Origin of the sequence: Chitinophaga varians, assembly GCF_014529945.1 — a bacterium.
Taxonomy (GTDB): Bacteria; Bacteroidota; Bacteroidia; order Chitinophagales; family Chitinophagaceae; genus Chitinophaga; species Chitinophaga varians.
Window position 1 is genome coordinate 1383572 of record NZ_JACVFB010000003.1, and the last position, 23953, is coordinate 1407524.

Annotated in this window: 17 protein-coding genes and 1 pseudogene; 10 read left to right on the plus strand and 8 right to left on the minus strand. The window is 46.5% G+C overall.

What is annotated here, in order from left to right:
• Window positions 1–4 precede the first annotated feature (4 nt).
• From ICL55_RS20085 to ICL55_RS20105, 5 genes are all read left to right on the plus strand, one after another.
• Window positions 5–622: a sigma-70 family RNA polymerase sigma factor gene (locus ICL55_RS20085; RefSeq protein ID WP_188100498.1), complete on the plus strand. Its 618-nt coding sequence runs from the start codon at window positions 5–7 to the stop codon at window positions 620–622.
• 44 nt (window positions 623–666) lie between these two features.
• The gene (locus ICL55_RS20090) at window positions 667–1620 is read left to right on the plus strand and encodes a FecR family protein (protein WP_188100501.1); all 954 of its coding nucleotides are present in this window, start codon (window positions 667–669) and stop codon (window positions 1618–1620) included.
• A gap of 165 nt (window positions 1621–1785) precedes the next feature.
• Window positions 1786–4923 carry a TonB-dependent receptor domain-containing protein gene (locus ICL55_RS20095; RefSeq protein ID WP_223151511.1) on the plus strand — a complete coding sequence of 1046 codons (3138 nt, stop codon included), beginning with the start codon at window positions 1786–1788 and terminating at the stop codon, window positions 4921–4923.
• An 11-nt stretch (window positions 4924–4934) separates the two neighbouring features.
• Window positions 4935–6356 (plus strand): tetratricopeptide repeat protein, encoded by a 1422-nt coding sequence (locus ICL55_RS20100; RefSeq protein WP_188100506.1) that lies wholly within the window; start codon window positions 4935–4937, stop codon window positions 6354–6356.
• A gap of 11 nt (window positions 6357–6367) precedes the next feature.
• On the plus strand, window positions 6368–7714 hold the full coding sequence (locus tag ICL55_RS20105) for an alkaline phosphatase family protein (protein WP_188100510.1): 1347 nt from the start codon (window positions 6368–6370) through the stop codon (window positions 7712–7714).
• Window positions 7715–7860: 146 nt separating this feature from the next.
• Here ICL55_RS20105 and ICL55_RS20110 read toward each other — a convergent pair whose 3' ends face one another.
• The 3 genes from ICL55_RS20110 to ICL55_RS20120 form a co-directional block, all read right to left on the minus strand.
• Entirely contained in the window at window positions 7861–9435 is a 1575-nt protein-coding gene (locus tag ICL55_RS20110) for a SusD/RagB family nutrient-binding outer membrane lipoprotein (protein WP_188100512.1), read from the minus strand.
• Between the two features lie 26 nt (window positions 9436–9461).
• Window positions 9462–12767 (minus strand): SusC/RagA family TonB-linked outer membrane protein, encoded by a 3306-nt coding sequence (locus ICL55_RS20115; protein WP_188100515.1) that lies wholly within the window; start codon window positions 12765–12767, stop codon window positions 9462–9464.
• A 674-nt stretch (window positions 12768–13441) separates the two neighbouring features.
• Complete coding sequence (locus ICL55_RS20120; RefSeq protein ID WP_188100518.1) at window positions 13442–13855, minus strand: LIC_13387 family protein; 414 nt, start codon at window positions 13853–13855, stop codon at window positions 13442–13444.
• Between the two features lie 159 nt (window positions 13856–14014).
• Here ICL55_RS20120 and ICL55_RS20125 point away from each other — a divergent pair, with 159 nt between their 5' ends.
• From ICL55_RS20125 to ICL55_RS20135, 3 genes are all read left to right on the plus strand, one after another.
• Window positions 14015–14884, plus strand: a complete 870-nt coding sequence (locus tag ICL55_RS20125; RefSeq protein WP_188100520.1) for an isocitrate lyase/PEP mutase family protein — start codon at window positions 14015–14017, stop codon at window positions 14882–14884.
• Window positions 14885–15087: 203 nt separating this feature from the next.
• The gene (locus ICL55_RS20130; protein WP_188100522.1) at window positions 15088–16566 is read left to right on the plus strand and encodes a hypothetical protein; all 1479 of its coding nucleotides are present in this window, start codon (window positions 15088–15090) and stop codon (window positions 16564–16566) included.
• Between the two features lie 11 nt (window positions 16567–16577).
• On the plus strand, window positions 16578–16979 hold the full coding sequence (locus tag ICL55_RS20135) for a hypothetical protein (RefSeq protein ID WP_188100524.1): 402 nt from the start codon (window positions 16578–16580) through the stop codon (window positions 16977–16979).
• A 23-nt stretch (window positions 16980–17002) separates the two neighbouring features.
• On the opposite strand, the gene ICL55_RS20140 is transcribed toward ICL55_RS20135, so the two are convergent.
• Window positions 17003–17506 (minus strand): hypothetical protein, encoded by a 504-nt coding sequence (locus ICL55_RS20140; RefSeq protein WP_188100526.1) that lies wholly within the window; start codon window positions 17504–17506, stop codon window positions 17003–17005.
• A gap of 409 nt (window positions 17507–17915) precedes the next feature.
• Window positions 17916–18506 (minus strand): hypothetical protein, encoded by a 591-nt coding sequence (locus ICL55_RS20145; protein WP_188100528.1) that lies wholly within the window; start codon window positions 18504–18506, stop codon window positions 17916–17918.
• A 1214-nt stretch (window positions 18507–19720) separates the two neighbouring features.
• Between ICL55_RS20145 and ICL55_RS20150 the strand changes: the two genes are divergently transcribed.
• Together ICL55_RS20150 and ICL55_RS20155 are read left to right on the plus strand one after the other, a co-directional pair.
• Window positions 19721–19954: a helix-turn-helix transcriptional regulator gene (locus ICL55_RS20150; RefSeq protein ID WP_188100530.1), complete on the plus strand. Its 234-nt coding sequence runs from the start codon at window positions 19721–19723 to the stop codon at window positions 19952–19954.
• A gap of 52 nt (window positions 19955–20006) precedes the next feature.
• Window positions 20007–20309: a hypothetical protein gene (locus tag ICL55_RS20155; RefSeq protein ID WP_188100532.1), complete on the plus strand. Its 303-nt coding sequence runs from the start codon at window positions 20007–20009 to the stop codon at window positions 20307–20309.
• A 654-nt stretch (window positions 20310–20963) separates the two neighbouring features.
• Here the strand turns inward: ICL55_RS20155 and ICL55_RS20160 are convergent.
• The 3 genes and pseudogenes from ICL55_RS20160 to ICL55_RS20165 all read right to left on the minus strand — a co-directional run bounded on the left by ICL55_RS20160 (window position 20964) and on the right by ICL55_RS20165 (window position 23951).
• On the minus strand, window positions 20964–22079 hold the full coding sequence (locus ICL55_RS20160) for a DUF6371 domain-containing protein (protein WP_188100534.1): 1116 nt from the start codon (window positions 22077–22079) through the stop codon (window positions 20964–20966).
• Between the two features lie 21 nt (window positions 22080–22100).
• Window positions 22101–22319: pseudogene (locus tag ICL55_RS35655) on the minus strand (PG0870-related protein); the annotation flags it as partial.
• A gap of 36 nt (window positions 22320–22355) precedes the next feature.
• Window positions 22356–23951 carry a DNA primase family protein gene (locus ICL55_RS20165; RefSeq protein ID WP_223151512.1) on the minus strand — a complete coding sequence of 532 codons (1596 nt, stop codon included), beginning with the start codon at window positions 23949–23951 and terminating at the stop codon, window positions 22356–22358.
• Window positions 23952–23953 lie beyond the last annotated feature (2 nt).

Genomic DNA, 23953 nt, shown 5'->3' on the forward strand with positions numbered 1-23953 from the left:
GGATATGGAAAAGCTAACGGACCATCGGTTGTTATTACTGATTCAGCAGGGGAATCACACAGCTTTCACCACCTTTGTGAATCGCTACTGGGAGGAAATTTATACCTATACGAAATCGCGCATCAAACAGGGCGCTGACGCCCAGGATATTGTACAGGATATTTTCATCAGCTGCTGGAACAACCGTGCACACCTGCATACCGGTGAAAACGGGCGCCTCACCGCCTACCTCTATCAGGCCGCCCGGTATGCCATCATCGATTACCTTTCCAGACCAGGGGTGACTATTTACAACGATATACTGCTGGAAGCTGCGGCTGACAGACAAATGGAAAACAACGCAGAAACGCAACTGTACCTGAAAGAACTGGAGCATCATATCCGGCAGGAAGTGGAACAACTGCCGGACCGTCTCAAAACACCCTACCTGCTTAGCCGGGAAGGCAACCTTAGCCTAAAAGACATTGCCCTGAAAATGTCACTTTCTGAACAGACCGTCAAGAACAACATCACGCTGGCGCTACGTATCCTGCGTACACGCCTGCACGAAAATGAACATTATCTCGGTACCCTGCTTTTACTGGCCACTATTCCCTCTTATAACAACTTAATAATTCCGTAACACAATGAAGCGGTACTTATAGTCCTCCGGAGAGATTCTCTGGTATGGACCATCCGCATCAACATCAGGGCGGCGCAAAAGCGCTGCTGAAACGATACCTCCGGGGCGACGCCTCTCCTGAAGAAAAGGAGCAGGTGGAGTACTGGTACAGTACCCTCCATAACCCGGCTTCCACGGCTTTATCTCCCGAAGAGCGGGACATACTGCAACAATCGATATTGCAACATGTCATTCATCATACGTTGCCTGTAAAGCCGCTCTATCGCCGCAAATGGCTGCGGTATGCCGCCGCCGTATTGCTGACGGCCGGTTTGGGCGGATGGATGTATTCCCGGTACCAACCGGCACATCCTGCTATTGTGCAGACTGGCGTGGGTGTCACCAGACAGATCGTGCTGCCGGACAGCAGTGTCGTTACACTTAACGCCGGTACCACACTGCAACTTTCCGCACACTTCGGTCAGCACGACAGATCGGTACTACTGGATGGTGAGGCCTTCTTTTTCATACACCCCGACCCTGCACATCCTTTCAGGGTGCAACACGGTCCACTCACCACTACTGTGCTGGGCACGGCTTTTAATATCCGCTCCCGGCCCGGTGAAGAAAACACAAAAGTAGCGGTGGCCAGCGGAAAAGTACAGGTGGCGGTAGCCGGGAAAAACTATACACTGGAAGGCAATGAAACGCTGCAATACAACGACCGGAGCGACCTTGTCATAAAAGGGCATGAAGAGAACGCACAAATAGGCCAATGGCAACACGCCATGCTGGACTTCAATGGCTATACGCTAACGGCGATGGTGGCGGAACTGCAACGACAGTATCCCGTCCGCATACAATTACATGCCACCCCCGCGGATACCGCGCATTACAATATCAGTTTCCGCCGGGAAGACATTCATAATATCCTCGATGTATTGTCCGGTCTCACCGGCATCACCTATAAACATGAAAATGAACAAATCATTATTTACAGTAAAACTTATGCACACTAATCCGTAATCAACAAAAAACCGGAAGTGCTACCAACACCCCCGGTTTAGTCCCTGCGCCTAAAGGAAGGCACAGCATTTTTAACGACTCACATTAAAAACATTACAAAAATGAGAAATTTTTACGCCGGTTGCGTCAAGCCGGTCAAAACTCTTTTTTCCTTAAAAATGAGACTAGCACTCTTTTTCGCATTCCTTTCCACCTCTATGGCCTCCGCCGCGCACATAGAAGGTCAGTCGATGGAAAAGATCAGGGTGGACATCCAGGCGAAAGAACTACCGATGAAAAAAGTATTGCAGATGATCGAAAAACAATCATCGCTTACCATCGGATATGATGTCAGTGCCATCCCTGCTGAAAGTAAAGTCAACTATACCGCCAACGGCAAAACAGTAGCCGTGGTGTTAAAGGAACTGTTAAGCTCTTTCCCGGTCAACATTGTCCAGGTGAATGATAAGTACCTGCTGATCCAACCGAACAACCAGCAACAAGTGGTAAAAATCAGCGGTCGCATTATCGATGGTAAAACCCATGAGCCATTGCCCGGCGTCAGCATCAGTATCAAAGGCAGCTCCTCCGGTACGCAGTCGGATATCGATGGCCGCTTCTCCCTGGGATTCCCGGCCGGGAAGGAAGAAGTTACGCTGGCCGTGTATTTCATGGGTTTTAAGAAGAAAGAAATTGTGCTGAACAGAGATAACGCTTCCAAATTAAATATCCAGCTGGAAGAAGACAGGCTGGGCCTCGATGAAGTAGTGGTGACCGGTCAGGGTGTAGATATCGCCCGCCGCAGATTATCGTCCAACGTAGTGAGCATCGGCGCACGGGAAATTGAAGATGTGCCGGCAGCAAGGATCGATCAGCTGCTGCAGTCACGTTTGCCCAACGCACAGATCAAACTCACCGGCGGACAGGCAGGCGCCACCTCCATCATACGCGCCAGAGGCGTTAACTCCGCCTTCGTGAACTCCACGCCTATCATCTATGTAGACGGCGTGCGCATGGACAACCTCAACACCGCATCCGCACTGGGCGGCGGTAGCGCGCAAGGCGCCGCTATCAGCGCCATCGCGGATATCCCGATGGAAAATATCGAGAAGATAGAATACATCAATGGCGGCGCTGCTACGACCCTTTATGGCTCTGATGCGGCCAACGGCGTTATCCAGATCTTCACCAAAAAAGGCGGCTCCGGCAATGTGTCCGTTAACGCTGAAACACAAATAGGCATTGAAACACCAACGGCCGACTTCCTCCATTTCAAACGGACGAAAGAACTGCTGATGCAGAATGGCTTCTCCCAGAAACATCATATTGGCCTCAACGGCGGACAGGATAAATTCGGCTATAGCTTCTCCGGTAATTATCTCAACGCACAAGGCACAGAAATATTCGATCAGAACCGCAACCGTAAAATCGACTTCAGCACCGGTTTCCGCGCGGGACTGGGAGAGAAAGTAACTTACGAAAGCTCCTTTACCTACGTCAACAATAAATATAAACGTAACCGCAATGGTAACCAGGGCGGCTATACGGGATTATGGTTTACCGAAAGCGGCGCTTCTGCCATCACCGGCCCTAAATTCAATCCGGATATCGATAACCTCTCCGATACAGAATTCCAACGGATGAAAGATTATGTCCGCGAAGCGGAACGCCTACAGGACAATGACATCACCGTTAATCGTTTCCAGACCTCACAATCTTTCAAATACCGTCCGCTGAAAAACCTGGTATTCAAAGCCACCGGCGGCCTTGATTATCGTGTACAGAAAAACCAGGTGATCACCACCAACAAGTACCTCTCTTTCACCACGGGCAATCCGGTAAAAGATCAGGGCAGCATCACCAACAACGACCGTAAATACCTGGGCATCACGCTGGAGCTGAACGGACAGCATGAGTGGAAAACAGATCAGTTCTCCTTTGTAACGACCGTTGGTACACAGTTCTTCCGCAACGAAGACCAGCAGATCGCCTACAATGGCAGCAACATCCGCGATGGCGCCAGAAATATCAAAGACGCCGCCTCCAAAACCAGTGATGAGTATTATCTGGAAGTAGTGAACTATGGTATCTATCTACAGGAAAACATCGGGTTCAAAAACAAACTGTTCCTCGACCTCGGTCTGCGTGGTGACGGTAACCCGGCCTTCGGCCGCAACATCGGTATCCAGTACTATCCTAAGGTAGGTTTCTCTTACATCCCCAGTGCGGAACCCTGGTTTGCCAGCCTCGAACGGGTATTGTCTTCCGCTAAAGTGCGTGGCGGCTTCGGTATCGCCGGTAATCTGCCAACAGCTTTCGCCAATGAAAGAACGATTGCCTTCCAGGGCTATAACAATGACCAGGCAGCATTTTTCGGCCAGCCGGGCAACGATAACCTGAAGCCGGAAAAAACACAAACGCTGGAAGCCGGTATGGACCTCGGTTTCCTGAAAGACCGCCTGTTGATATCTGCCGGTTATTACCATGCTGTTACCAAAGATGCGCTCTTCTATGTACCGCCTACACCCTCTACCGGTCAGGCACTGTCGCAGTTGTACAATGTTGGTAAGATACTGAACCGTGGCTGGGAGCTGAGCATCACCGCTATTCCGGTAGATACCAAAGATTTTACCCTTCGGCTGAATGCCTCTGCCAACACTATGTACAATAATGTGGAAAATGCGGGCGGCGTGGCTCCGTTTAACATCAATGGTTTCAGCGCCCGTACCATTCAGACGGTGGTACAGGAAGGCTATCCTATCGGCTTCCTGCGTGGCAACTACGGCGTATTCGGCCCTGATGGCGTGTTACAGACAACCACCGCACAGCAGAACCTGGGCACCACCATCCCGGACCTGTTCGGTAGCCTGGGCCTGAACCTGCGTTACAAGCAGTTTAACTTCTTCGTTAACGGCGATTATCAGAAAGGTGCTTACGCCAACTCTTTCGACCGCCAGTTCCGGTTCAACTATGGCGCCGGCAACGAAGGTATTCCGCAGGGAGAGATCGACAAAAACAAGCGTACCAACTGGTTGAACTTCACGAATATGTTCACCGAGAAAACGGATTACCTGAAAATCAGGCTGATTGGTTGCAGCTTCAGCTGGAAACCGGCCATGTTCAACAAAGTGATCAAAAACGCCACTGTTAGCTTCTCCGCTGTCAACCCGCTGAATTTTGCGGCGTCCTCCTTTGATCCGGAGGCTACCATCAGCGGCAGTGCGCAAGGCCAGGGAGGCGCCACCACCGGCGGTATCTCCTATGCCACGTATTCTGCACCGCGGCAGTTCTTAGGCACTTTACGTTTAAACTTCTAAACCTGTAAATCATGAAAAAAAGATATATCACCGCTGCCCTTTTTGCAGGTCTGCTTACCCTGGACAGCTGTTCCGTATTAAATCCGAATGTCACCGAACCGGTATTTCTGGAAAACCCTAACGCTGCCGCCAGCTGGGTTACCGGCCTTCGCCGGCAGCTTGCGCTGACCATGAACCAGGTAGTCGTTTCTACCGAACTGGTGTCTGACAACTACTACAACAACCGTACGCTGAGCAGTAAAGTATTTGATATTCCGCAGATCGATTATTATGATCTTGATGTCAACAACCTGCAGATACAAGTACAGCGCCTGCGGGAAATGTCCGAATACGGCCTTAACAAGGTGTTGCCCGCCGATCCTGCCGCCACCGCCGCAGATTCAGCGGAAGTGTATTTCAGCAGTGCCTATGCCCATATCCTTAGCGGGGAACTGTTTGTCGGTCTTCCCGGCAGCGCCGGCGGACCAGTGCTCACCTCTACAGCACATCTGCAGCAAGCCATCCGTCAGCTGGACCAGGCTATTTCCCTGAGCAAAAACGCTACAGAAACAGCCGCCTATACGTTGCTCAAAGCCCGCGCCTACTATGCACTCGGTGATGCCGCCAACGCAGCCAAATTTGCCGCTGCCGCCACCAACAGTAACGGCACGCTGCTCCGTCAGGTAAAATATGATGGTGTCAACAACGTCACCAATGACATGCAGACTTACCTCTTCTCTTCTACCAACAACGAGTTTGCGCCGCTGCCACGGCTGGACTTCCTCGATCCGAAATATTTCCATACCGGCCTGGCCGCCAACGACCAAAAACCTGTCACCATTGCCAAAGCAGAAGAAGGGTGGCTGATCCTCGCAGAAACGCAGATCGCCGGTGGCAACCTTACCGAAGGCCGTAATTCGCTCAAACTGCTGTTGCAGCTAGTGGCCAACCGTCCGTCTGTAATGGTAGATGATAAAAAAGAAACGCGTAATGGCGGCAACCGCACCGACTACCCGCTGAAAGCCGTCAAAGTTAAATTTGATGCCAGCGATACCCTGCGTAGCAATTACGTGCTCGACAGGCAGGCAGGTAACGTGAAAGTATACACGGTATCCGGCACACTGGTGACAGAAAACGATCTTGATGCCGCCATCACGGAAGATCAGCTGTTATACATCGTCTACCGCCTGCGCCAGGAAATATTTATCGCCGAAGGCAGACGCATGACCGATCTGGGTATTAAATTCCCTGTCTCCCAAACAGAACAGCTCAATAACCCGAACGTAAAACCAGAACACCTGAAAGCGCAGATCCCCGCCTTCATTCCGCTGAACCGGGGCATGGATGACTTCACCTACGACAAAACCAATGGCGTCGTAACCATGAAATACGATATGAATGCCGTGCTGGTGAAGAACAAACACGCTAAAGAAATTTTCCCGTTCACTAACTAAAAGCTGTTGTCATGAAAAAAGTATTCTTCTTCATATATACATTACTGTTAGCGTCCATCGGTGCCATGGCGCAACAGGCCAAATACGTGGTGCTCATCAGTATCGACGGCTTCCGTCCTGATTTTTATCTCGACCGTTCCTGGCCCGCGCCCAATATGCAGCGCATCAAAGAGAAAGGCGTGCATGCCACCGGGGTAAAAGGCATCTTCCCGACTATCACCTATCCATCCCATACCACCCTGATCACCGGCGTAAAACCGGCCAAACACGGCGTCTGCTATAACACCCCTTTCGAACCGGAAGGGGCCAGCGGCCGCTGGTATTCGGAGACCAGCCATATCAAAGCAGAAACACTGTGGGATGCTGTTGGCAAAGCCGGACTGATCTCCGCCTCAGTGTCCTGGCCGGTATCAGTAGGCGCTCCGGTAACCTATAACATCCCGGAGACATTCTCCCTCAGCAACCCTGCCGATCGCAGAGTCCCTACCAGCGAGCAGTCCACGCCCAAAGGCCTCTTTGAAGAAGTACAGCACAACGCCACCGGTGAGCTTCAGTCCACCGACCTGAATCTCCGCTACCTCGGTATGAACGAGACACTCAGCCGCATGGCCGCCTATCTCATCCGCCGCTATAAGCCCAACCTGCTGACCGTTCACCTTCCCTGCACCGACGAAGTGCAGCACCGCGAAGGAAGGGAAGGCAACGCCGTAGCCACCGCGGTAGCTTCCGCCGACCACGGTATCGGCACCATCCTCGAAGCCATCGAAAAAGCCGGTATCAGCGACAGCACCGCCGTCATCATCACCGGCGACCATGGCTTCGTGGACATTCACACCTCCCTCGCTCCCAACGTATGGCTGGCACAAAAAGGACTGGCCGGCACCAAAGCCAATCCTGGCAGCTGGAAAGCATTGTTCCACAGCGGCGGCGGCTCCACCTTCCTCAAGCTGAAAGATAAAAATGATGCTAAAACACTACAGCAGGTGAAAACCATCCTGAATGAACTGCCGGAAGGCATCCGCAAACAGTTCCGCATCATAGAACAACCCGCCCTGTCACAAACAGGCGCCGATCCTGATGCCGTACTGGCACTCACCGCCGTACAGGGCATCGCCTTCTCCGGCAACCGGGAGGGAGAAGCCGTGAAAAAAGCCAATGGCGGCGCCCATGGGTACTTCCCCGATTTCCGGGAAATACAGACAGGCTTCGTTGCCTACGGTGCCGGACTGGCAGAGAATATTACGGTTCCGGTCATGGAGCTGACAGATGTAGCGCCCCTGGTAGCTAAATTGTTAGGGATATCCCTGAAAGACGCTGAAGGGATGGTATATCCCGGAGTAATGAAAAAGGGCATATAACTATAAAAGAGAGGAGGCTATGGCCTCCTCTCTTTTAGCACAGGAATAATCAGGACTACTACCTTTATAATACATTATAAGATCAAGGCCGCAGGAATGCGGCCTTATCTTTAGTCATCATCTATTATTTAAACCAATGGCAGGATTTACCTAACCTGCCAGAAGATCTTGTTATACGCTCCATCCTGTGAGGCCACCGCCTTGAAGTTGTCAGCATTCAAAGTACGTTCCTTATCAGGATAAAGTAGTCTCAACGGAGGTGTAGGCATAGTAGTGGTACCTACATCTTTCGGGAAATACAGTTTAGGATAACCGCTTCGTCTCATCTCGGCCCAGGACTGGGGAGATAACATCACCCCATAATCGGCCCATTTCTGCAATCCTATTTTGTTCAGGTTGTCCTCTCTACCGATAGTGCCATACGCCACCTGCGGGCTGGCCAGCATAGCGCTGATTTCCGCATCGGAAGTGGCAGCTGCCGGAGTACCCCACCCACTGCTGCTATTGATTTTGAAATAGTAGGAAATGGACTGTTTGATGCCATTTTCGTAGGCCGCTTTCGGATCACCACCACCCCATCTTTCGTATGCTTCTGCTTTGGAAAAACTGACTTCTGCGGCTGTCAGTATGATACCGGGGAAGTTCACATTGTTGACAAAGGTTACAGAATCTATGCGGGAGATAAAGCCGGAGGCGATGGAATCTGTCTGGCGACCGCCATCCCAGGACATAGGCACACCAAAGTACCCACCGTTCTTATTTTTGGCAAAGAACACCCTTAACCGTGGGTCTCCTGAAGGCTTCATCAGTGAATCCAGCATATATCCGGGGGCTGGGTTGTTACCGAGCCCCTCCTTCATATCGGTAGACAGCAGGTCCGGTCCTTTTGCAACGATCTGCACATTCTCGCTGACAGCTTCTACCAGTGGATATTTGGCCGGGTTGCCCAGCAGCGTTTGCACGATACCTTTCGCTTTGGCTTCATCCTGGTAGGAAATACGCATAGCCAGGCGCAGCAGCAGTGAGTTACAGTATTTACGCCATGCTACCAGGTCGCCTTTCAATATAAAATCCTGTTTCACGAGCTTATTCTGGTAAAAAGGATCTGGCTGTACGGTGGCCAGGTAGTCACTGATCCGTTTCAGGTTGATCAACGCGGAATCATATACGTCTTTACCCTTATCGTATTTGGCGAGTATCAGTTCTCCTCCTGTGGCATTCAGTTTGCCGGCATCAGAGAAAGGAATATCTCCCCAGAGGTCTACCATCTGCGTTGCCTGATCGTAAACAAATATGCGTGCTGTTTCCATGAACAGCAGATACCCTTGTTTTTCCGCATCTGTTTTAAGGGCGCCATACAGGCGTTCCATTTCACGGAAACTGGCAATCGGGCCAGAGAAGTTGGAGCCAGGAGAAGTATAGAAGTCATTCCAGCGGTCCTGCGTATAATTCACCGTCTGCTCATACATGCGATTGGTGCCGGCGAAGCCTACTGTTTGTGTATATCGGCCCATTTGCGGAGCGATAAACGTATATAGATTCCAGTAGTTGGGAATAATACGCCTGTTTTTGAATAAGCCACTGTATAAACCATCAATATTGGCAAGTGTTGTCTTTTCCGGATCATAATACCGTTCGTCAAACTGTGATTTCTTACACCCTGAGAGTATACCCACTGACGCTGCGGCTATCATTGCTATTGTCAGAATTTTTCTTTTCATTTTTCTCATTTTAAAACACAGATCAATTAAAAGCTTAATCTAAGATTCACGCCCATCGTACGGGAAGCTGCTGTAGTACCGGATTCTATGCCCTGGCTAACAAAGCTGCTGCCGATACCTACTTCAGGGTCCAGGTTCGGTAATGATTTGTACAGGTAGAACAGGTTCCTACCAAATACGCCCACAGTAAGATTTTGCGCCTTTAGTTTGTTTCTTAATTTCACCGGCATGGTATAGTTCAGTGACAGTTCGCGGAATTTGATAAAGTTGTTATCGAACACCGCGCCTTCATAGGTGCTGGTAGAGCCGGACCCAGGCCACGAGCCCCAGCTATAGGTGTTGAGGTAATAGCTGGCAGCATCGATGATGGTGCCGTTCTTTTTACCGTCTGTTGTTAAGCCATTCAGCACAATACCATCATTGTAAACTTTTGCACCGGCAGGAGCACTGTTGCCGGCAGCCACATTTTTACCATTGGCGTCTACGTAGTAGGCAACGCCTCCATGTTCTGCATCACGGCCATTGAGCGTGCTTTTATACATCCCGGCGCCGGTTCCATAGAAGTTGGAAGTTGAAATGATCTGGCCACCCCAACGGAAGTCGACGAGGAAGTCGAGGCTCCAGTTTTTATAACGCAGGGTATTGGCAAGGCCTCCGGTCAGGTCGGCCTGAATGTTACCCAGTTTCACCTGATGATCAAAATCTATGATATAGTAGCCGTTAGCATCGATCATGTAATTGCCCTGAGCATCCTGTTTACGTTTGTAACCCATGATGTCGCCTGCCGCGCTGCCCACTTTAGCTGTTACCAGCAGGGAGCCGTTGTCCACATTAGAGAGCACCAGCTGGTCCATGCCAGGCATCAGGCTTTTCAGTTTGTTCCTGTTATAGCCGAGCGTAGCACGGGCGCTCCATTCGAAATTGCGGGTGCTGATGGGCGTGCCATTCAGGGCCACTTCCACACCGTAGTTGTTGAGGTCTCCCACATTTTTCCAGATGGAGTTGGCGCCGGTACTGGAAGGGATGGTCAGGTTAATGATCTGCCCTTTGATAGTTCCGTTGTAGTAGGAAACATCAAAGCCCAGTCTGTTTTTCAGCAATTTGGTTTCCCAGCCTATTTCCACTTCATGTTTGCGTTCGGGTTGCAGGTTATTGTTACCATAGGAGCTTTGCGGAAGCAATGCAGGCACACCGTTCATCGTGTAGCCGCTGTACACGACGTTGGAAGAGTATATACCGGCAGCACTGGCCACTTCACCATAAGACAAACGCAGCTTGCTATAATCCACGAAGGACGGTAGTTGCAGCGCTTTGGTCAGGTCCAGTGAGCTGCTGACACTCGGATAGAAGTAGGCGTTATTACCGGGAGACAAGGTAGATGCTCTCTCATAACGACCGGTCGCTTCCAGGAACAGGAAATTTTTATAGTCGAAGCTTACCGTACCGAACAAACCATCCTGCTGATAATACTGACGATAAGTAGAGCTGGCAGAGATCGGGTTTTTGGAAGCATTCAGGCTGAACCAGTTTTCCTGTGTAAGACCGCCATTGGTGCTGATGCCCACAAAGCGGTTTTCTTCTCTTCTGGCCTGATACCCAGCGCTGGCGCTGATACCAATATTTTTGGACACCTGTTTATTGTAAGACAGCAACGCGTCGCCATATACAATGCTATACACGTTGTTGTTGGTACCATAGCCCCCGCTTTCGCCAAATGACAAAGGATATTCTGCTTTGCTCATATTTTCAGCGCTATAACCGGTGAAGTCGTTACCTACCCTGCCACGCAGTTTCAGGTCTTTGGTAATTTCATAGCTCATGGTGAGGCTGGACATCAGGCGGTTGGATCTTTCGTCGTAGCTGTTTTCCAGCTGTTTCCAAAGGAAATCCATATAGTCATAGGCTCTGATATTGTACTTAATGGCTTCAGCAGGATCTTTGGAAGTTTCATTGTACTTCACATATTTGTATCCTTTGCTGGTTTTATACTTCTGCATATATACGTCCATATAATCGGCCGGGCTGAAGAAACCGCCATAGTTGGCCGTTACACGGTTGATCTGTTCCGGGCGGTTGTGTACTTTCTCGTTCACATAAGTGAGTACGAGGTCGGTAGTCAACTTAGGCGTAATCCTATAGGAGGTATTAAAGTTGAAGGTGTTTTTTTGTTGTTTGCCACCAATCTGTACGCCCTGATAGTCATTACGGGTATAGGAGAGGCGATAAGTCAGTTTCTCGCTGGAGTTGGATAATGCGACGTTGGCAATTGAGCTGCTGCCGTTGCGGTAAAACTGTTTCCAGTTATCTTTATGGCTTACATACTTGCGGTATTGGCCATCCCACCAATATACATCGCGGCCGTCCATTTTAGGCCCGAACTGGGCATAAGAGCGGAAGATAGGCCGTATAGCCTCTTTACCATCGATGGTGCCCATGTGTATCCAGCCGTCGTCGTCTGCACCAAAAGAGGATTTGTTAGTGGCCCTGTCGTAGCCCGGGCCGTAGGTCGTCTGTAAATCGGGGGTTACGCCTACTTTCTCCACGCCGTAAGAGTAGTTAACGTCTATACCGAGACCTCTTCCCTGTTTACCGCTTTTGGTAGTGATCATCACCACGCCGTTACTACCGCTGGAGCCATACAAGGCTGTTGCAGCAGCGCCTTTGAGGATATTGATATCGGCAATGTTATCAGGGTTGATGTCCAGCAGGCTGTTACCGCGGATACGGGTATCGCTCCAGTAGCCGCCGTTGTTCACAATGTCGTTACGAATAGGAACGCCATCCACCACGATGAGCGGCTGATTGTCTCCATTGATGGAGTTCAGACCACGGATCTTGATGTTTACGGCGCTGGTACCGCCGCCGGGAGCAGACTGAATTTTCACACCGGCAGCCCTTCCGTATAACGCGGAAGCGAAGTTGGTAGGGGATGCTTTCACGATATCTTCACCGGATACCGTAGAAATAGCATAGCCTACTTTACGTCTGTCTTTTTTAATGCCCATGGCGGTTACCACCACTTCGCTTAATCCTTTTGTATCGTCATCCAGCTGTGCATTAAGTATTGTTTTGCTACCGGTCGGCAGTTCCTGTTTCAGATAACCGATAGAAGTGACGATCACCACTGCATTGGAAGAAACGCTCAACTTATAGTTTCCGTGAGCATCAGACATGGTGCCGTTCGTGGAACCTTTTTCCTGTACGCTTGCGCCGATAATGGGATTTCCTTTTGCATCCTGTATTTTACCTGTAATTGTCTTCTTCTCCTGCGCCCAGATTAGCTGGCAACAAAGCAGAAAAAGAGCCGCGCATAAGAATAGCGATCTTTTCATTGTTTTCTTTTTTTGGTGAATGCGAATTGAAGACAAGCAGACATGTGATTGCCAATAGCCCGTAGGCTTTACGTGGTTGATACTGTTTTTTTTGCAAAGCAGTGCCTATGCGCTATTACATAGCACAAAATCCAATTGTCAGTTGGCTTGAATTGTTAAAATGGAATTGGCTTACCTTTTTAGCTGTTGGTAAATTTTCTTTGGTTGAATGTTTAAATAATAAATAACAAGTGCTCGTTTCGTCTACATGACTTTTTGTTGGTACTATCGGTTAGGAATTAAAAGTTGTAGGTTCAATGAATGACAGGTACCCGTAAAACATTTGAGCTTTACGCGTAAGTAAAATAACAAGTGCTCGTTTTCGTCTTAATGTTTCTCCGTTGGAACTATTGGTTAGGAATATGAATGTTGTAGGTTCAATGAATGACAGTACTAGTAAAACGTTTTAGCTTAAGTTCAAAATAAAAAAGCGCTCCCGCTCTTCTTTCTACTTTTGACATTCTTATCTAGTATCCCAAACTTATGTAAACTTTTCTAGTCGCGCAAATTTCTAATAGTTTTTTTACCAAAAAGATAAAATATAATCACTCTTGGGTAAAATAAAAACATCATTTTACCCAATCCACGACAAATTTTTCTTCATGAATGGTCAAAAAACAGGTTAAACGGTACCCTTAGATCATCAATAACAGATAGGAAGCGATAAAACAGGCCCATGCCACCGTAAGCAACACAAACACGGGTGTAAACCAATATTTTCTGGCCACCCATACATAAAAACCCATCGTTATCAACGTTAGTAAGAGCAGAAATTGACTGGAGCTCAAAAAGGCAAAATTGCGCAGGGCCAGGTAAAAATTGATAATCCCGACAAAAATGGCGCCGCTGGAATGCGTGGCGTTAAATCCTATCCAGCATTTCCACATCGTCAGCTTTTCTGTCATCTGCAGCGGAGCTTTTTTCATGTCCGCTATCACCTTTTCATCGCGGGGAAACAGTTGCGTGGTGCCCAACGTAGCACGGAGATGAGAAAGACCCGCCAGGCCAATAATAACAGAACCTGTTTCCCAGAGATATTGCGCTATCATATATTATCATTTTTTCTGTCGCAAAATTAGCGCAGGGACGGCTTTGCGTAAATGAACCTGGGTTAAGAAATGTGCCGTGATCATGATCTTAAATTGAGATCATTTGGTTAACTTAACATATCCACCGCCTTTAGTTTTTCATGAAAGAATAACAGGACCATGGTTTCAAATATTCAAAAAGAAAAAGCTGAAAAGTTTCTGAAACTTCACCATGATGAAGAAATTTTGGTGCTGCTAAATTCCTGGGATATCGGCAGCTCCAGGTTAATAGAGGCCTGTGGCTATAAAGCCATCGCCACAACGAGCATGGGCATGGCGGCAGCTTTAGGGTATCCGGATTGCCAGGTGATGCAATTACCGGAGATGATTGACATTGTTACCGGAATTGTAAAAGTAGTACAGGCGCCGGTGACAGTGGATATAGAAGCCGGTTACGGCAACCATCTGGATGAAATAATTGATTCGGTGAAAAAGATCATCGCAACAGGTATTGTTGGCATAAACATCGAAGACAGTATCCATCTAAGCCCCACATTAATTGACGAGCGCGCGTTTTGTGAACGTATCGCTGCTATCCGTTCCCTCTCAGATTCACTGGGCTTTCATCTGGTCATTAACGCGAGGACCGACTCCTTCTATACCTCCTCCGGATCAACCCAAGAAAAGCTGGCGGCATCCATCCGGCGCGGCAACAAATACCGCGAAGCCGGCGCCGACTGTATATTCGTTCAGCCGGTATGGGAAAAAGAACTGATCGCTACTTTGGTGAAGGAAATCAATGCCCCCATTAATATTCTTTCAAATCCCACTATTGGAGAAGGCGTACCGCCTTCTGTACGTGAGCTACAGGACATGGGTGTTGCCAGATTAAGCCTGGGTTCCAGCTTAATGAAAGCTACCTTAGCGCTCATTAAAAAAGTGGCCGATGAATTATCTCACCAGGGAACCAGCAACATTTTATTAAATGCCATGACACCAATTGCAGAGACTACGCTGGCGTATAAGATGGCAACAGGTCAGGATAAATAAAAGCAAGGAAAGTATAACCATAGGCAGAGAAAAGCTGCGATGATAACACAAAAGCTAATAAAGGAAGATAACGTGTTCATTATGAAAGCTACTTTACGGATCGGGATTCGGGTTACATAGAATTAACCTAACGGTAATGCTCCTTTTACATCAGCTCATAGTTTAACCTATAACTTAGGCTTAAATTGTTAACTTCTTTCCCTATGAGCAATAAAAATTCAAGAGCCCTATTGCTGCTCCTGTTAACCGGTTTTGTGGCTTTAACAGGATGTAACAAAAAAGAGCGTCTGTCCAACGAATCCCAACTCCCGAATGTAGTGTCTGTAGAAGAAGCACAAAAGAGCTTTACCGACTACTTTCACAAGCAGGCGCAAACCGAACTGCAGACCAGTAATCTTTCCATAGCACCTAATTGGGACGCCCACACAACAGTCCATCTCTCTTCAAAATTCAGTCTGCTAAAAGTACCACAAATTCAAGGTGGCCGCACATTTGGCAATAACGGAAAATGTTATTGGTATCGCGATATCATCTTTCAAAAACAAAATGACAAAGTAAATGCTGTAGCATTTGAAATCAGGATGGATACGGCTTACTTTAACAAACAAATAGCGAAACTCGGACCTGGTCTTGATATCAGAAGTTATGTAGACAATAAAAATTTCTCTGGTTACATCCTGTTCTTTACGTTGGATAATGTTTTTATTACGGGAAGAAAATATACCGCGGGGAAAATGACCTATAGCCTGTTCCCGCCAGCAAAGGATAAACGCGCCGCCCAGACGGAAGACGTGATATGCGATTACAACGACCCGGTGGTCGGTATCAGATGCTGGAATGAAGAAACAGGCGTTACCGGCGTGGATTTGCCAGGTATCGTGGTAACAGCTCCCTATACCGGTCCGGTAATATTACCGGGGTCTTCGGACCCTCTCGCACCGGTTTATAACCCTGCATACGACCCTAATTTAATTCACAATGAAGGCGGCGGAACTGGTACAAGCTCCCCCACCGCAACTCCGCCAAAATCGCCGGCCATTATCGATGATTCAAAGTTAAAAGATTGTATGAAAGAAGTGTTAGCATCTTTAAAATGGCAAAGCAAAGGAGTTAGCAGTATTATACAACAGTTCGCAGGTGAAGGAGATCGCCTTGGTTTCAACTGGAACGTGAAGAATGGGCCATTAGGACCAGATGAAAACGGCTCTACTGAACCACTCTATGACAGAGCGAATAATACCGTGAATACCACCATCGATGACAGCAAGTATAAAAATGCCACTACATTTGTGGTTGCCAGGACATTATTACATGAGGCTGTGCACGCCTATATTGTTACCAGGTTCGGTACCAACCCCATAACCGCCAATCAAACGTATGGCGATTTAGTAGAGTATTACAACCGCACGCAGGACGCAAACGGAGCACATCATATGACCATGGCAACATTTGTTTCAAGCATCGCTGATGCCTTGCAGGGATTTGGTGAATTGAACGGTATCATTACAGACCGGCAGTTTTATGAGGATATGGCATGGGGCGGGCTAACATCGACACAAGCATTCAAATCCCTTCCAATAGCCACGCAAAACAGAATTAACAATGTGCTGAGCGTCGAACAGAATGGAGTAGATATGAATGGAGCCGCTAAGCAACAGAGAGGCAAAAAATCAGGCTGTTAAATTGTATGACGATGAATGTAAAACATCTATGCTGTGGTATTCTTTTTCTTTCCTGCATAACCTTTGGCACACCGACCAAGGCACAGGAAAAGCAAAGAAACTACACGATAAAAAAACATAAAAAAACAGGTACCGCAGGGGCTTTGATTGTCATCAGGGCTTTTGAAGCCGGGAAACCCGATGAGCAGCCTTTGGTGGGCGTCAACCTCATATTGGATGCAGACACCACTAAACCATCTAGGTCGATTGGATATGAAGGCGTCTATAAACTACAGGTACGCCCCGGCAAACACAAAATATGGGCTGGTTGGCCTGGTTATAAAGCCATCACCACTGGTTATATTAGCGCCAATCCGGGAGATTCTATTCTTTTGAATTTTTATTTATCTCCGGATGGGCCATTGGTGAATTGACAATTGGACAGCTGTTAAATAGGCTACTTCCAGCTAATCGTAATGTCTTTGTATTCTATGTCAACACTACGCCCAGGCGCATCGTGAAAATATGATATAGGAATCAGCTTGAATATTTTCACAGACGGCAGTACTTTGGTGAATTTGATCACTACTTTAACCGGAGTGTCGGTATAAATTTTATTTCTGCTACTACCACTGCCAATGGAAATATTGAACGTCTTATATTCATTGGCTTCTATATCAATCGCTTTAGCCTCCTCAAATTGAAATTCCTGATTGGCATCATGATTTACCAGCGTAAGCATCACATCAACTGTTTGTTCCTTTGTATTACCCTCGCATTTTATAAGATTAAAATCTATTTTGGAGGAAGTGATTGTTTTGATGGGCGTAGTGATCTGCAATGCTTTTTTGAGAGATTCATTCTCTTTCTTTAATTCATCGCAGTTTAACTGCGCCATTGACATTGGATTTAACGCTGGAAGCAACAGCATAATAGCCATCAGGGTAATAACATTTTTCATAACAAGAAGGTTAACTGTTTTTAAGGTGGTTATTTCCGAGGTTCTACAGTTATAACAATTTAAGAAAAAAAGATGATAATTTGTTATCAGCATCTCTATTATATAAAGACTCAAATATTTATTCCTGATGCAAAACCGGCTAAAAGTATCTCCACCCTTCAATGATTGGCAGTTCGTGACCTAAAGGCCTCGAAATCCAAGTTTTGTTTTTCCCAAACTTTATTGACGTCTCGTTTTGACTCACTAACAAAATAAATTATCAAAATAGAAAAAGCCCTGCTGTCGGGCCTTTTCTATTTTGATATAAGCTCTTTATGTTGTTTATCCTGCTACTTTCAGTCATTATATTGTTTGTAGAGGGGTCAAGGTAAAATAAGTGCGGATCCTTTTCTGCTCCCCGGACGATTTTTTATATCTCCTTATCTTTTCTCTTTCTTAATTGTTTAGCATACTCACGAATCTCTTTGGTCATCTTGTTTATTTTACGAGGCTGGCTAGCAAAACTTCTATGGCAAAAGGTAATAATATGAGTCCAATTTCTGTTTTTGGACAGAAATCTATCTAATTGTGGGCCATAACCTATCACGTTATTCTCGACAATCATTTCCTGTTGTATTTTGTTCACAATTCCCTGTAGTCTGTTTTCTGTATTTTCTGTGTCTAGGGCAGTTTGACATCTGGGTGTCCTTCCACTCAACCAATGATCATGATATCCTCCGATTTTCCATGAGGGGTACATACTAAATGTGTATTTTCTCCATAACCATACTATTTTTTTGTCAGAGGTATCCTCTGCATATTCTATAAATTCCCATGTCAATCCTTTACCATCATCAATTTGAGCAACTTTTACTTCAACATATGTAAGCTCACCGATAATCTCCCTAGCGAAATGGAAAGCAAAATTGTTCAACTGATCTTTAGTCATATAAGCCGGATAGAACAATCCACTTCTATTTATGCTAAACTCATTTCCATATTCATAGATTTCATAAGACATAATTCGACATTTTTTGTTTTGATTTAAATTTACTCTCACGAGTATAAGAATTCAAAACCGTTCAAATGTGAATACCATGTTAACATCCACAGATTAATATATTTGACAGCACCGATTACTATTGGTAATTCTGTCATCTACTATCTGGGGAATGTTAGCAGTAAAGATGTAGAAATTGTCCTGCTTCCTTTAGGTTAAGCATTAACTTTATCAATTGTCCCTTCCATTCTAAAGTAGCTACAATCAGCGACCTGATAGTCAACTTCTTTTCACTTAGGTCATTTCCGTTTTGTTGCCGAGGTACAAATAAGGTACAAAAATGTCCAAAACAACGCGAAACAACCCAAAACAAGCAAAAACACCATACATAGAAAAAGCCCCATGGTCGGGGCTTTCATCATATTTCGCTATGAATGCTTTGTGTTGTTTATGCCACTTTACTTCCCGATACAGAAAGTAACAAGCCTTACCAGTAAAGAACTTCAGCAGATTAAGGTACAAATAAGGAACAAAAGTGTAGTTAATATAAGGTAACAACGATAAGAAACCAACAGGTCTATCAATGCGCTCTAAATATTGAGCGCATTGATAGACTCCTTTACTTCAAGAAATAAGCTATCTACAAGATTAGTTGCAGCTTTCAATTCGGCATTACTGACTTTGGGCTTATTATTTCTTATTTTTCGATAAAAGGTCGGTGTACTCCAACCACACTCCTTACAAAGTTCCTCCCTAAACCTACTAGGAATGTTATTCAACTGATCATAGACCCTTGTCATTGGGTGCTTTCTTACTGTCTTTTTCTTGGGCAATCTGGACATTTTGATGGATTTAAAGGGTATAAATCCGGCGCAGGAATAAAAAAGCGCGGGACTCTTACAATGTCGCCGGTGGCCCCTCGGAAGGGCGGGAAACGACAAGAAGAGCCCGCGCCGTAACGCGAGCTTCCTTCCATCATCTCCTTTCCCTTTTTGAATTTCCGAGGTTCACCGGGTGAGAATCAAGAAGCAGCTAACTAATGTCTTTGGGCTGCAAATCTAAAAAATTCACTCATTTTGAGCGAATCTCTATTTTCCTGTTAAAAAACAATGTAGATGTAGTTCATCATGATAGATTTGATTTGGTTATGTCACCGAAGATAACAAAAATATCATTCACTCAGATACTCTGGGCAAACAATTAAAGAAAGAAGGCTTTTTTGCTCAAAAAGCACAATGGTACAGATAGCAGCAATAGACCAATATATAATTGACGAAGTAAGGAAAAAACGGGTGGCGATGAAAATGACGCAGGATGACCTGGCCGATTCACTGAAAGTATCGAAGGGATTTATTGGGAACATTGAAAGTCCCAAATACATAGACAAATACAGCATGGCTCAAATCAATGAGCTGGCAAAGATATTTAAGTGTTCACCGAGAGATTTCCTTCCTGAGAAGCCGTTGTAATACTAAGGGGCTACTAGTAGATCTCATTGAAAATAACAAAAAGCACCTCACTGTGGGAAAAAGAGAAAAACCATTATCAGTTGCAGAGCAGATTATAGTGGAACGCCTAAAAGCGCTAGATTATAGTGCTTTAAAAAAATTGGAAGATAGAATGATAGATAGTTGGGGCCATTATCAGTCAATACAAGATAATTTTGAAGATTCTGTGTTAAAAGCTATAGGATACAAAATGTCAGATATTTCAAACCTGATAGACTATTATTCTTCAGCTCTTCAGCTTATTAGGGAGGCCACCGATGCGTATATAGAAAATATTTTTGGCCCGGCTCCATCACCTGACCATCTCCAACATTAAGTCCCTGTCACTTACACCCTTAGCGGCATTCAGCTGTGCAAGCAGTTTAATATATCGTTTGGTTGGATTGCCGTTATAGAACTTCCGGAAATGCCGGCTATATAGTTGATCACGGATCTGATCAGCCCTTAAAGCTGGCCCATATGTCTTTTCCAGGTGCCGGTAATACTTTGATTGAATCTGCTTTTCATAGTACCCCTCCCCTCTGTACTGGAAATAGCTGCTTTTAAAATACAGCTTACGGCACCGCTTTCCCGTCAGCGGGCAGATAAAGAACCAGACCTTACCGGTTCCCAAGTTGCTGGCCAGGGCCGTTAATTTGACATCATAGCAAATCGACTGTCCCTGCACACTGTATGATAGCTGCAAATAAGGATTGGTTGCAGCCATATTGACACAGAAACTTATTTGGCTATGTACCTTCCCACACCTACTCCAACTCAAAGTACCACTACGCCAAATATCAGGCTGTAAATAGTTCCATTTACGGAGATCTGACATAGATATTGCTTTCCTGTCTTCAAATGTTGTTGGGTATGTTCCTAGTCTGGCCATAATTTGTTTTTATAGAAACCTAAATCATTAGGGAATGTGAAGATTAAATCTTCCTCATTGCCCTATTTTTGTCTTATTTCAGTGACAAATGGTGTCACATTATGACACATATTTCAGCAGTTTTTCAACGGGAAAAAGGAAGCAGTCTACACCGTTGATTTTTCCCGGCCTGAACACTTTTCCTATACGTGCGTAAATGACTTGTGAAAAATCTTCCGACAGGTTAACCAGCTCCCCGCTGGCGGTGTATAGAACGTCGCAAACCTTAGCATTTCTTAGCAGGTAAGTCACAATTTTATAGCTGTCAATTTCTGTTATAACCGCAATAGCATTGATTTCGTGTTCCTGTCCGTCTATAGTAAGTGTCTGCTTATCCTCTGTTGGCTGTACTGGTCGAAATTGCCGGTAATCGAACCGGGTAAGATAATCCCGTAAATCTAGTCCCTGTACGCGTTCCGTTATGTCCGCGCTGCGCTCCAATAGGTCAGATACTGTAACAGTAGCAATGTCGGTCAGCTCCTTCGCTTTACTACTCCATAGGGTAAACGCCCGTCCATCTGCTGAAAGGTCAGGAAATAGGAACACTTGCCGGCCGGCAAGCGCTTGACACCGTTCAGTAGTAAGATAAGACAGGCTCCCAGCGGCCAACCATACAAAAGCCGGCAGGTAAACACTTGCCACAATGGCCGTAGCTGGTGCCTCCACGATAGCGACAGGCTTACCGGCATTCTCTGTTAAAAGATGTTCTCCAAACAGACAGCTGGCAAAATTTCCGCCTTGTTCCAGATAAGCAGACAACCAGCCTGGAAGGCTTTCCCGGCTAGCCTCATAGCTGTACTTTAAAATACTATGTACCCACGTAGTCCGGGAATGACCATCCGTTGATTTAGCTGTATGACCGGTATCATCGAACTGTTTTACCTGTCCGGCCCTTATATTTCCAGATACATCAATCCACCAAAATACAGTAGCTCCCGGCCAGCGGCTCGCGGAAGTGCCTATACGATATTGCAAAATCAGTTCGTGGGTTATGTCAATACTAAAGAGAGAATGCAGGTAGGTAACAAAACGGTTTGTTTCATATCCTTGCTGGCTCTGGGCCAGGACGTCAAAGGGAATATACGTGATTGATTTCCTGATTTCACGCTTTTTGTACTGCTGGTCGTGGTTTACAGGCCCACAGTGGCGGTTTCGCGCCTCCTTTATCTGTGCCATTGTGCCAAAATCCGGTTTGTGGAAGTAGCCACAATTCACTTCCCGGTCGCACCGCCCGTACGCTTCCGGCAGATACTCCCCGGTGTCGGTATCAATGAACCTTACAAACCGCTTCTTTCCACAACCAGGACAGATATATTTCTTATTGCCCCTTTCCAATGTATACCGGTAAGCATTCATAAAAAAGTTGTTTTTAGACCTACATATCCTACATATGCTACATAGCGCAACCAGCATCATGTAGGATATGTAGCATATGTAGCACGGAACAAAACATTATTTTTCTAAGTAAACAACCATCCCGGCCGTTTTACGCTCGATTTCATACCCATGACTACGCAGTCTTTCACCGACTGTTTTAGCTGAGCAAGCACGATAGCCGTTGTCTGCGCAGAATGTTTTATACTGGCCATAAAGCTGTTGTAGGGGAAGGAAAGCGATTCGGGACGGGTTATAGCCCTCATCATCCAGGAACATTAACACGCTATCAGATTGCCGTTGGTACTGTTGCAGCTGCTGCATGGCAGCGTCGCAGTTAGAGAAGTTTTTTTGCTCCAACAGCCGGTATAATCCCGCCAGCACCCAATTAAAGACCCCTGAAAGCTCCTGTTGGATGATCTTTTTTGACAGTTCCTTATCCTGGGCCTCCGGCGGGATAGTTACATCAAAGGGAATGATCAGGAAACGGCGGAAATAGGCATTCGTGTGTTCTACATCTTTCGGCAACTCATTACAGTTAAATATGAGTTTAGCGTAATGGGTAAGGTTAAAAGCCTGTCCGTAGGGTTGCCGGGCCTCTACAGGCTCCCCGCTGGCCAGCTGCTTAAAGATGGATGCTTCCAGATTCCCGTTGATCTCGCTGGCGTAGTTCACTAGCTTGTTTGCCAACTTGGCCCGGTAGTATCCGGTTGTATCAGTCAGGCTTTGCAGACTATAGCTGCATACATTTTCAGCACCCAGCAGAGCGTTTATGATCTCAAAGAAAACAGACTTGCCGTTAGCCCCTGAACCATATAACAACAGCGATTTTTCCAGTTTGAGCGTGTCCGGATGAATAAACACATAACCGATATACTCCGCTAACACTTTTTGCCGCTGTATATCTGGGAGTACGGTGTTTAAGTAATCTGTGAAGAGCGGTGCTGTCGCCGTGGGGTCAAATGAAAATGGCAGTTGGTAGGTAATAAAATCCTCTCGCCTGAACTCCCGCAGCCGGGTGCCTTCCGGTGTTATTTCAAAAGTGCCGTTCTTTAAATTGATGAGAACAACTTGATGGGGCCGGGAAGGGGTAGGCAGATAAGCAAGGGCGAAGAACTGTTTTACCAGATGTTCCCGGAATTGATAAAACCGGCCTTTGAATTTATCCACGCCCATTTTTTCAGCACATTGCCCCAAAAAACTTTTCAGTCCTTCTTCGTCCAGGTGTGACCAGTAAGCACCATTGTACAGATAAATAAAATCTTGATGCCGGCATATCCCCCAGCGGTTAGCAATAGCAAGCCTCAATATTTCCTCAATACAGATGATCAGGTAGTGCGCCTGTTTCAGTTTGCATTTGTTTATTTCGCTTTGTAGCATCCTTATCCGCTCCTTGATGGAAGCATCATCAGAAGCCGCCAGATTATCCGCTCTGAGCTTCTCTTCTGCTTCCTTTAGCTCAGTGCGAAGATGGACTACATGAGGAAACGCCAACGCCAAAAAATCGACCGGCTGCACCTTTGTCAACAGATGATCAAGGATTTGGGAATGAGGTAGCGGTTCTCCCATTTTTAGCAGACTATCACAGTGTTCAAGTATATCGGCAGGGGTCGGGCCGCTGGTATCTGATATTTGGTTGTCCTGGTTAATAAGTGAGGGTGTCTGACGTTCCATGT